Origin of the sequence: Blautia glucerasea, assembly GCF_013304385.1 — a bacterium.
GTDB lineage: Bacteria > Bacillota > Clostridia > Lachnospirales > Lachnospiraceae > Blautia_A > Blautia_A ammoniilytica.
In genome coordinates this window covers 1-9,700 of the sequence record NZ_JAAITU010000071.1, presented here as the reverse complement: position 1 = coordinate 9,700, position 9,700 = coordinate 1, and the positions used below count along the sequence as shown (strand labels likewise).

Annotated in this window: 13 protein-coding genes and 2 pseudogenes; 1 reads left to right on the top strand and 14 read right to left on the bottom strand. The window is 37.0% G+C overall.

The genetic code is table 11. From position 1 onward, the window contains the following. Window positions 1-155: 155 nt before the first annotated feature. Both trxB and G5B11_RS17750 read right to left on the bottom strand, forming a co-directional pair. A complete protein-coding gene (gene trxB / locus G5B11_RS17755) occupies window positions 156-1,079 on the bottom strand; it encodes a thioredoxin-disulfide reductase (RefSeq protein ID WP_026648815.1) in 924 nt (307 codons plus the stop codon). A gap of 15 nt (window positions 1,080-1,094) precedes the next feature. Then, window positions 1,095-1,418 carry a thioredoxin family protein gene (locus tag G5B11_RS17750; protein ID WP_005330449.1) on the bottom strand — a complete coding sequence of 108 codons (324 nt, stop codon included), beginning with the start codon at window positions 1,416-1,418 and terminating at the stop codon, window positions 1,095-1,097. Window positions 1,419-1,584: 166 nt separating this feature from the next. Here G5B11_RS17750 and G5B11_RS17745 point away from each other — a divergent pair, with 166 nt between their 5' ends. Then, window positions 1,585-2,268, top strand: a complete 684-nt coding sequence (locus tag G5B11_RS17745; protein WP_173682631.1) for a Crp/Fnr family transcriptional regulator — start codon at window positions 1,585-1,587, stop codon at window positions 2,266-2,268. 120 nt (window positions 2,269-2,388) lie between these two features. Here the strand turns inward: G5B11_RS17745 and G5B11_RS19665 are convergent. From G5B11_RS19665 to tnpA, 12 genes and pseudogenes are all read right to left on the bottom strand, one after another. Then, a pseudogene (locus tag G5B11_RS19665) lies at window positions 2,389-4,080 on the bottom strand (FAD-dependent oxidoreductase). A gap of 1 nt (window position 4,081) precedes the next feature. Beyond that, window positions 4,082-4,402, bottom strand: coding sequence for a rhodanese-like domain-containing protein (locus G5B11_RS17735; RefSeq protein ID WP_005421613.1), 321 nt, complete (start codon window positions 4,400-4,402; stop codon window positions 4,082-4,084). 12 nt (window positions 4,403-4,414) lie between these two features. After that, on the bottom strand, window positions 4,415-4,720 hold the full coding sequence (trxA, locus tag G5B11_RS17730) for a thioredoxin (protein ID WP_005421612.1): 306 nt from the start codon (window positions 4,718-4,720) through the stop codon (window positions 4,415-4,417). A 92-nt stretch (window positions 4,721-4,812) separates the two neighbouring features. Continuing rightward, window positions 4,813-5,559 carry an SDR family NAD(P)-dependent oxidoreductase gene (locus G5B11_RS17725; protein ID WP_158422008.1) on the bottom strand — a complete coding sequence of 249 codons (747 nt, stop codon included), beginning with the start codon at window positions 5,557-5,559 and terminating at the stop codon, window positions 4,813-4,815. A gap of 153 nt (window positions 5,560-5,712) precedes the next feature. Beyond that, entirely contained in the window at window positions 5,713-5,871 is a 159-nt protein-coding gene (locus G5B11_RS17720) for a rubredoxin (RefSeq protein ID WP_005339874.1), read from the bottom strand. Between the two features lie 75 nt (window positions 5,872-5,946). Further along, window positions 5,947-6,693 (bottom strand): peroxide stress protein YaaA, encoded by a 747-nt coding sequence (gene yaaA, locus G5B11_RS17715; protein ID WP_118583128.1) that lies wholly within the window; start codon window positions 6,691-6,693, stop codon window positions 5,947-5,949. Then, window positions 6,693-7,148: a thioredoxin-dependent thiol peroxidase gene (gene bcp / locus G5B11_RS17710; RefSeq protein WP_055060581.1), complete on the bottom strand. Its 456-nt coding sequence runs from the start codon at window positions 7,146-7,148 to the stop codon at window positions 6,693-6,695. Before bcp ends, yaaA begins: the two co-directional genes overlap by 1 nt. A gap of 3 nt (window positions 7,149-7,151) precedes the next feature. After that, window positions 7,152-7,364 (bottom strand): DUF6219 family protein, encoded by a 213-nt coding sequence (locus G5B11_RS17705; protein ID WP_005421604.1) that lies wholly within the window; start codon window positions 7,362-7,364, stop codon window positions 7,152-7,154. 179 nt (window positions 7,365-7,543) lie between these two features. Then, on the bottom strand, window positions 7,544-7,693 hold the full coding sequence (locus G5B11_RS17700; protein ID WP_015524977.1) for a hypothetical protein: 150 nt from the start codon (window positions 7,691-7,693) through the stop codon (window positions 7,544-7,546). A 261-nt stretch (window positions 7,694-7,954) separates the two neighbouring features. Continuing rightward, window positions 7,955-8,389 carry a bacteriohemerythrin gene (locus tag G5B11_RS17695; protein ID WP_019161195.1) on the bottom strand — a complete coding sequence of 145 codons (435 nt, stop codon included), beginning with the start codon at window positions 8,387-8,389 and terminating at the stop codon, window positions 7,955-7,957. A 76-nt stretch (window positions 8,390-8,465) separates the two neighbouring features. Next, the gene (gene rd, locus G5B11_RS17690; protein ID WP_015524975.1) at window positions 8,466-8,630 is read right to left on the bottom strand and encodes a rubredoxin; all 165 of its coding nucleotides are present in this window, start codon (window positions 8,628-8,630) and stop codon (window positions 8,466-8,468) included. Between the two features lie 609 nt (window positions 8,631-9,239). After that, window positions 9,240-9,662: pseudogene (tnpA, locus tag G5B11_RS17685) on the bottom strand (IS200/IS605 family transposase); the annotation flags it as partial. Between the last annotated feature and the right edge of the window lie 38 nt (window positions 9,663-9,700).

The following is a 9,700-nucleotide window of genomic DNA, read 5'->3' as shown; positions in this document are numbered from 1 at the left end:
TCTTGTATTCAGTTATCTATGCCTTCTTTCATCAGCATAATCATTGTATCAGGATGAAGTTCACAAAGTATCCGCAATACGTTCCCATAAGTTCATGTCATTATTGAAATCGTACATATTTCAGTATAAAAAGTTCACTATTCAAATTCTGATTATTATTTCTCCATATACTCTTCTGCCATATGTACTGCCATAGCACCATCTGCCACTGCTGTTACTATCTGACGAAGTAACTTTGTTCTGACATCTCCTACAGCATAAACACCCGGAATACTCGTTTCAGTGTTTTCACCTGCCACAATATATCCTTTATTATCCAGTTCTATCTGATTATCTAAAAAATCTGTTGTCGGTTTTCTTCCTATACTCACAAACAGGCCGTCACATTCTATAATGTTTTCTTCTCCTGTAACTGTATCTTTCAACCGCACACCAGTCAATCGTTCTCCATAAATCAGTTCATTTACTGTATTATTCCATCGAAACTCTATATTTTCAGTTTTCATCAGCTGGTCATGGTAGATTTTCGTTGCACGTAATGTATCTCTACGATGAACAATGATGACTTTCTTAGCAATTCGACTTAAAAGAGCAGCATCTGATACAGCAGAATTTCCACCACCAACAACCACCACAATCTTATCTTTATAAAACATACCATCACAGGAGGCACAATAAGCAACCCCATGACCTATCAATTCTTTTTCTTTAGCGAGACCAAGTTCTCTTGGATTTGCTCCAGTAGCAATCACTACTGTTTTCCCAATATAAATTCCCGAACTAGTTTCTACTCTCTTAAGCTTTCCTGTTAAATCCATATTAAAAACTTCAGCATATTCACTTTTAGCGCCAAATTTTTCCGCCTGTTTTTGCATTTTCTCTGCCAATGAAAATCCGTCAATTCCATTTTCAAAACCAGGATAGTTATCAATCTGCCAGGTCAATGACATCTGACCACCTGCAGATAATTTTTCTAAAACAATTGTATCAAATCCTGCTCTGGCTGCGTATAATGCTGAAGTATACCCTCCAGGTCCTCCCCCCACGATAATCATATCGTAAACATGATTTTCATTCATACAGCAGTCCTCCTTTTATTTTTCCAATGCTTCATTAATAAAATTCTCTATCATTATTTTTGATTCAGGTGCAACAATAGAATCTATTGCCTTTCCATCTCGATATAAAACCAGCGTAGGAATTATCTCAATCTTTTCAGCTTCTGCAATCTGTGGTTCTTCATCAATATTTACTTTTCCAGCAATAAGAATATCGCTGTATTCTTCACTTATTTTTTCATAAGCCGCTCCAATTCTACGGCAATAACCACACCAAGGTGCCCAGAAATCAACCAAAACCGGTTTTTCCTTATGAATTAATTGCCCAAACTTTTCTTTATTTATATTTATAGATGTCATATTTTTCAACTCCTTCTCCTATTTGAACTTAATATACCCCAAATAAGTGCTTGCTTCCGTGATGATATCACAGAAAAGATAATTTACTTTATTACACTTCTTTTTATTTCTATTTATGGCATATGCCAGTTATATAATTGACGCATCTAAAAAAAGCAAGTATACTATGTTCGTAAAGGAGATAACGGTTATGAACTTCGAAAATTGTTTTCCACTATGGAATGACTTAAATACAGCACAGAAAAAAATAATTTCAGACAATTTAATCACACAGTATGTAAAAAAAGGGACAATCATTCACAATGGAAACCTGGATTGTACTGGATTATTACTGGTTAAATCCGGGCAGCTTCGAACTTACATACTTTCAGATGAAGGACGAGAGATTACACTTTACCGTCTGTTCGATATGGATATGTGTCTTTTATCCGCCTCATGTATCATACGCTCCATTCAATTTGAAGTAACCATTGAAGCAGAAAAAGATACTGATCTTTGGATCATCCCTGCTGAAATCTATAAGGGCATTATGAAGGAATCTGCTCCCGTCGCAAACTATACCAATGAGTTAATGGCCACCCGTTTTTCTGATGTCATGTGGCTGATTGAACAAATCATGTGGAAGAGTTTGGATAAGCGTGTTGCTTCATTTCTTTTAGAAGAGACCTCTATCGAAGGAACAAACGAGCTGAAAATCACTCATGAGACGATTGCTAATCATCTTGGTTCCCACAGGGAAGTTATCACTCGAATGCTTCGATACTTTCAAGGCGAGGGTCTCGTCAAACTCTCCCGCGGCAAAATCACAATCCTTGATTCAAAAAGACTGGAAACACTCCAAAGGTCATAAAATTGTTTTTCTGTAACATATAAAGAAGAATCCTCCATTTATCAGAATTATGAAAGTCATTCTAATAAATGGGGGATCTTTTTATATTACGAGAAAATTATAAAAATATTATGATTATTTTTAATAATCCATACCACATGCATATGCCTTTTCAATCAGCGCACGGTCATTGACAACTGCATCATAGAAGCGGAATCCGCCGGAGAAGTTGTATGTTTCATATCCATTTCCTTCCAGAATACGACTGGCAATATAACTTCGCAGCCCACTCTGGCATATCAGGTAAACAGGCTTTCCCTTCTCAATTTCATTGATACGTTCCCTTAGTTCATCTACAGGAATGTTTTTGAATCCATCCATATGCCCCCTGTTAAATTCACCTACAGTTCTCACATCCAGCAACACAACACTTTTATCTCTAGAAATCTTATCCATATCTTCCAGATGCCATTGTTTTAAGGTACCTTTTGCTATATTGTCTATCATGAATCCTGCCATATTTACAGGATCCTTGGCAGAGGAATAAGGCGGTGCATATGCGAGATCCAAATCCTTCAGCTGGGTTGCCTTCAGCCCTGCATGGATTGCTGTTGCCAGCACATCAATACGTTTATCAACTCCTTCATATCCAATAATCTGAGCACCAAGCAAACGATAGGTCTCTTTTTCAAAAACCACCTTCATGGTCATCACTTTTCCACCAGGATAGTAACCGGCATGACTCATAGGAGAAAGAATTACTGTATCTACCTCTAATCCTGACTTTTTGGCATTGGTTTCATTGATACCTGTAGTGGCTGCTGTCATATCAAACACTTTTATAACGGAGCTTCCCTGACTGCCCAGGTAACGACTATCACCGCCACAAATATTATCAGCGATGATTCTGCCCTGTTTATTGGCTGGTCCTGCCAAAGAAATCAGCGCATCATTACCCGTAACATAATGTTTTACCTGAACTGCATCACCTGCAGCATAAATATCCGGTACAGAGGTTTCCATTCTGTCATTCACTACAATACTTTCCTTGATGCCAAGTTCCAGACCGGCTTCTTTTGCTAATACTGTGTCTGGTGTGACTCCGATTGCCAGAACTACCATATCAGCCTGAAGGGATGGATTATCTTTCAACAGGACCTCCACTCCGTTGTCTTTTTCTTTAAATCCTTCTACTGTATAGCCCAGTATCAGTTTTATCCCATGCTTTCTCATTTCATTATGGATCATGGATGCCATATCCGGGTCAAAAGGGTTCATCAGCTGCTTAGGCCGCTGGACAATCGTAACATCCATGCCAAGCTCCCTCAAATTTTCTGCCAGTTCCAGACCAATAAAACCGCCACCTGCCAATACAGCCGATTTTGGATGATTCTTATTTATATATTCCTTTATCCGAAAAGTGTCTTCTACAGTACGAAGTGTAAAAAGTTTATCAATACCTACTCCGGGAAGTCTCGGCTGTGTTGGCTTTGCACCTGGAGAGAGGATCAGCTTATCATATTTTTCTTCAAATATCTCACCATTCTCTAAATTTTTCACTGAAACCGTTTTACGTTCTGGATGTATGGAGATAACTTCATGATGAATTTTCATGTTAATACGGAAGCGTTTAAAAAAACTCTCTGGTGTCTATAGTGTAAGTTCTTCCGGGTCTGTGATCACGTCTCCAATATAATATGGAAGTCCACAATTTGCATAGGATATGTATCCGGATCTTTCAAACATAGTAATTTCAGCATGTTCATTCAGTCTGCGTATTCTTGCTGCGGCTGTAGCTCCTCCGGCTACACCTCCTACAATTATTACTTTCATCTTATTTTTCCACCTTTCCTGAGTAAGCTGCAATGCCACCGATATTATTTACTTTAGAATATCCCATTCGTTGCAGTATCCCAGTTGCCTGACGGCTTCGTGAACCGGAATAACAGTATACAAACAGTGGGATATCCTTATTCTTCGCTACAGAAGCAATATTGTCAAGTTGCTGCAACGGCACATTTTTACTTTCTGGTATATGTCCTTCCTGATATTCCTGCGGTGTACGTACATCCAGCAGAACTGCATCATCAGTCCTTTTATATTCTTCTATGCCTTGATTAATATTCGACTGTTTAAAGAGATCAAAAAATCCCATTAGCACACCTCCCTAAAGCATTTCTAAAATCGCATTCTTAGGTCTCGCCCCTGAAACCTGCTGTACAATCTTCCCATTCTTCATAACCACTAAAGTCGGAATGCTCATAATACTGAACTTATTTGCCAGTTCAGGCTCTTCATCTACATTAATCTTTCCAACTTTAATATCTCTACGCTCACTTGCAATCTCCTCTACAATAGGTACTACCATGCGGCAAGGCGCACACCAAGATGCCCAAAAATCTAAAAGAACGGGTTTATCGGAATTCAGTACTTCGTTCTGAAAATTATTTTTATTGATATTAATAGCAGACATTTTACAGTCCTCCTTATCTTTTTCTTTTTGTAGATTTATTATAGTCTTAATTTCATTTATTTTCCGTGATTACATCACCATACCTCATTAACTTAACTTCTTGCCATACCATCTACACTTAATATAACACCTGTAATGTAACTCGCCTCATCTGAAGCAAGAAACACAAACGCATTGGCAATATCTTCTGGCTGTCCAAGATGACGCAATGGAATTCTTTCAATCATAGGTTCGATAACTTCCTTTGGCACGGCCTTCATCATATCAGTTTCTGTAATCCCAGGTGCAACAGCATTAACACGAATACCTTTAGGTCCTAGTTCTCTTGCTAATGATACAGTCAATCCGTTTACTGCAAACTTCGATGCCGGATAAGCAAACCCACGTGGCTGTCCCGAAATACTCACCATGGAAGAAGTTGAGAGAATGACCCCCTTGCCTCTTGCCACCATACATTCTGCTGCTACACGAGTAGTATTAAATACTCCTTTTACATTTAGATCCATGACTTTATCAAAAGTCTCCTCTGTATAATCCATAAATAAGGTGTTTTCTGAAATCCCTGCATTATTTACCAGTATGTCGACACATCCATATTTTTCAGTTGCCTCTTTAAAAGCCTTTCTGACAGACTCCATGCTTGCCAGATTTGGACTAATTCCAGCAACTATTGCATTGGGATATTTTTCTTTTAATTTATCTACAGCAACATCTGCCGATTCCTGTGAACTTGCTGCCAACACAACTGAAGCACCTTCCTTCAAGAATTTATCAGCTGTAGCAAATCCTATACCACGGCTTCCACCCGTAATGATTGCAACTTTATCTTTTAATCTCATTTAGACTACCTCCTTACTTTGTTTGTAGTTACATTATAAGCAAAAGGTAAATCATTTTCTGTGATATCATCACAAACTATCGCAATAAAAAACCCTGTTGCTCACACGCACCAGGGTTTTTGTTTATCTATCCGTATTTAAATAATCAGAATTTTATTCAACTTCTGAAAACTGATCTTTTCCAACATTACATAATGGGCATTCAAAATCTTCTGGAACGTCCTCCCACTTTGTTCCTGGTGCAATACCACCTTCAGGATAACCTTCCTCTTCATCATATTCCCATCCGCAAACGTCACATACATATTTCATTAGTTTGTTCCTCCTTCTATTATTATAATAATCAATATTACTGATTACCTTTTATTTAAAATAATCATTCAATCATCATTTTTTCCGTTCAAAAACATATTCTGCATCTGATGATAAATCAGAGCGGAATGAATAGCCTAGTCTATCAAATTTCTTAATATCCTCAGGATTTTCAATTCTGTTTTCAGCCATGAACCTAACCATTTCACCACGGGCCATCTTAGCATATGTACCTTTTGTCACCAGTTTATCTCCTGATAACTCACAAAATGTAATCGTAATGTATCTATCCTGTCGTGTCAGATATTTTTCTATGCACTTAGAGTATTCTTTCGATGCCAGATTGATTATAATCCTGCTGTTATCAATCACTGAGCGGTATAATAAATCTCCCCAGTACTCATACAGATTTTTTGTTTCTCCTATTCCAACCTTCGTCTGCATTTCCAAACGATAAGGCGTCACACCATCCCTTGGTTTTAACACACCATAAAATGCAGATATTATTCTCAAATGCTTTTGTACATACTCGAACTGACTGTCCTCAAACACGGATGGAGCCATATATTGAAAAGCAATTCCTTCATATGATAAGACAGCTGGGGTAAGTAAATGATAAAGATCCATGTTTTCCAATCTATTGAAGTTCTGTTCTGTAATTTTGTCATTACATTTCCAGATAGTCTTCAGTTCTTCTTTTGACTTACTTTTCAACCAACTTTGTATCTCTGTCGTCTTTTCAATAAATTCAGGCAATCCATCCGGCGCTATGCTGTCAGTATCTGTAATCATCTTTTTAGCAGGGGATAATATTATCTTCATTAATCTAATTCCTTGAGCATATTTTCAGGATCATCTGCAGCCTTGACTTTATCATTTGCCTTTATAATAATCCCCTGTTCATCAATAAGATATGTGGTTCTTACTACTCCCATAGAGACTTTTCCATAATTTTTCTTTTCTTTCCATACATCATATGCTTCAATAACTTTCCGCTCTGGATCTGCTAAAAGTGTAAATGCCAATCCATATTTTTCCTCAAATCTCTTATGAGAGGATACAGAATCCTTACTGACTCCAAGAATAACTGCTCCTTTTTCGGTAAACTGAGGGTATCGCTCAGAAAACCCACATGCCTGTTTCGTGCATCCCGCTGTATTATCCTTGGGATAGAAATATAAAATCACTTTTTTTCCTGTATAATCCGATAATCTATGTATTTTCCCATTTTGATCTGGCAACTCAAAATCCGGTGCCTTAACCCCTACTTCCAACATTATTTATCCCTCCCTTTCTGTATCTTTCTCTTTATTCGCCTTTTTCTTCCTATTCCCGGTAATCATTTTATGACCTGTATATATCGCCATTACCATACATAACATAGAACTTAAAGCAAAGTATTTGTGACTTGATTTTTGCTTTTTATATCCAGTGTAAAAAGTCCCAAGCATTGTGATCAATGCTCCTACTGACCAATATTTATGTGCTTTCATGTAATTCCTCCATTTTTTCAGTGTATTCAATTCTAATTATACGCTACCATATTCCTATGTCAATTTGATAATAGAGCATTCCTATAAAATTTTTCAAAATATCATTGTCAAAACTATGTATTGTTATCCTTTAATTTTTCTTTGAAATAATTGACAAAAAGCTTGCTTTCAGGAGATTACTATTTAATCTCTTTTCCATCTATATATAGTTGAAATTTATCAGGATTATTGACAACATCATAGTCCTTTCCGTATTCTACAGGTCTATATTCGGCTGTCATTACCGATTCCCCGTCTTCAATATCCTCTTTCCATAAATAGATGTTCATATCAATGCTCGTCGCATATCCTCTGTCTGTGGAGAATTTTGTCGAATGAAAAGAGACTTTACAACTTAAAATTGGATAAAAAGGACAAAAAAAGAAGAGCTGCTTGCTCTTCCCATATAGTAGTAGTAAAATAATATGTCATGCCAGCGCAATATATTACCTAGAACATCGCTATAACAGGAAAGGGGCTGCATTGTGACAGCCCCTAGTTTACTTCATCACGTTGTCTACATTCTGAGTGAACTCGTTCCCTGGTTTATTTTAGCATCGATCTGGATTTTGTTTCATAAAGATAAATTTTGCCACAGAGCGGTCGTATGTTTTAATGTGTCCAAACAGCCAGTCGATTACATTTTTCTGTACAAGTTCACTGAACCGATCTGTTGGTCCTTCATACTCCTGAAGGTATTCATACAGTTCCTGAATTGTCTTTTTAAACTCTTCATGTTTTTCATAATGTTTTTCACGCTCTGGATAACCGGCTTTTTCCTGAAGTGCTTCTTCTTCTTTAAAATGAAAGTCAGTATACTCGTTAAGATAATCCAGAAGTTTGATCGCCTTTACCTTGCTGTCGCCATTTTGACAGGCAATTACAAAGTTCTGAATACGGTCAATCAATTCTTTGTGCTGTGTATCGATTGTTTTATTTCCTGTTACTAAATTGTCATCAAAGGTAATGTTTAAATCGTAAGTCATAATTTGACCTCCATTTCTTTTATATGTTCTCTTAGGCTCTTTTAATGTCTGGCAGTTTCGTACCTGCATTTTCTGCTTAGTCTTCTACAGGAACGAAAACATCTTTTCCTAATCCGCAGATTGGGCATGTCCAGTCATCTGGAATATCCTCAAATGCAGTTTCTGGAGCGATACCGGCGTCTGGATCTCCTACTGCCGGATCATAAATATATCCACATGGTTCACATTCATATTTTTTCATAGTCATTTTCCCTTTTCAATGTCGATTTATTTTTGTTACCAAGTTCCTAGCAATTTTTCTAACACTTTGTTTCTTATATATCTGTATTATACATGATAATTATTCTTTTGTCAATAATAGTAATTATTATTATTTTTGCGCTTAGCATAAACTGATATTTGAATTGCACATTTACATATTGTATATATCATGGGAATAGTTGAATAAAAAAATGAACTCTATTCATTAAAAACAGAGTTGCTGGAAATTATTTCTCTCCAACAACTTTCTTCGTCTTTAAGTCCTTGAAACACAATACTGTCCAATCAGATTCATCCAACTGTTATATTTATTCTTTTCACACACCTTTCGACAAATTTCATTTTCCATCAATACACAGAACATCTTATCATAATCAAATGCCCAAACAGCACCATTAGCGGGTGGCTTGCTCTGTCCCTATAAGGGACTATTCCCTGCTTGCGCCCGGAAGGCGCACTGACAGTCTGCCAACTGCACCACATTTACAGCAGCCCCTTCCAGGGGCTATTTCAGTGCTTCCTTATTCCGGCGCTGCCCCAAAAGGGGCTTGCTGGTTTGCTTTGATTTCCTACTACTGCTCCAAGCAGTTTATTTCTTGTTTTTCTTCACCGGCTCACCCGTAAACGGGTCGATATACTCTACTAATGACATCTGGTCATATTCTAAATCTTCTTTTAATTGATTCTGAATATACTCTTTTATTGCAGCCGTATTTTTTCCTACTGTATCTACATAATATCCTCTACACCAGAAATGTCTATTTCCATATTTGTATTTCAAATTTGCATGTTTTTCAAATATCATTAGTGAGCTTTTTCCTTTTAAATATCCTACTATTTCTGATACCGAATATTTAGGTGGTATTCTTACTAGCATATATATATGATCCAGACAACACTCTGCTTCTATTATTTCTATTCCTTTTCTTCTGCATAATGATCCTAATATTTGTCCTACATCTGCTTTTATATCTTTATAGATTACCTGTCTTCTATATTTTGGTGCAAAAAGTCGGGTAAGAGACGGACATTACTGGCCGTCCCTCCCCT

Excerpts from the sequence above, each read along its gene's own strand:
- trxB (WP_026648815.1), bottom strand. The coding sequence starts at position 1,079 with ATGAATGAAAATCATGTTTACGATATGATTATCGTGGGGGGAGGACCT.
- G5B11_RS17750 (WP_005330449.1), bottom strand. The coding sequence starts at position 1,418 with ATGACATCTATAAATATAAATAAAGAAAAGTTTGGGCAATTAATTCAT.
- G5B11_RS17745 (WP_173682631.1), top strand. The coding sequence starts at position 1,585 with ATGTTCGTAAAGGAGATAACGGTTATGAACTTCGAAAATTGTTTTCCA.
- G5B11_RS17735 (WP_005421613.1), bottom strand. The coding sequence starts at position 4,402 with ATGGGATTTTTTGATCTCTTTAAACAGTCGAATATTAATCAAGGCATA.
- trxA (WP_005421612.1), bottom strand. The coding sequence starts at position 4,720 with ATGTCTGCTATTAATATCAATAAAAATAATTTTCAGAACGAAGTACTG.
- G5B11_RS17725 (WP_158422008.1), bottom strand. The coding sequence starts at position 5,559 with ATGAGATTAAAAGATAAAGTTGCAATCATTACGGGTGGAAGCCGTGGT.
- G5B11_RS17720 (WP_005339874.1), bottom strand. The coding sequence starts at position 5,871 with ATGAAATATGTATGTGACGTTTGCGGATGGGAATATGATGAAGAGGAA.
- yaaA (WP_118583128.1), bottom strand. The coding sequence starts at position 6,693 with ATGAAGATAATATTATCCCCTGCTAAAAAGATGATTACAGATACTGAC.
- bcp (WP_055060581.1), bottom strand. The coding sequence starts at position 7,148 with ATGTTGGAAGTAGGGGTTAAGGCACCGGATTTTGAGTTGCCAGATCAA.
- G5B11_RS17705 (WP_005421604.1), bottom strand. The coding sequence starts at position 7,364 with ATGAAAGCACATAAATATTGGTCAGTAGGAGCATTGATCACAATGCTT.
- G5B11_RS17700 (WP_015524977.1), bottom strand. The coding sequence starts at position 7,693 with ATGAACATCTATTTATGGAAAGAGGATATTGAAGACGGGGAATCGGTA.
- G5B11_RS17695 (WP_019161195.1), bottom strand. The coding sequence starts at position 8,389 with ATGACTTACGATTTAAACATTACCTTTGATGACAATTTAGTAACAGGA.
- rd (WP_015524975.1), bottom strand. The coding sequence starts at position 8,630 with ATGAAAAAATATGAATGTGAACCATGTGGATATATTTATGATCCGGCA.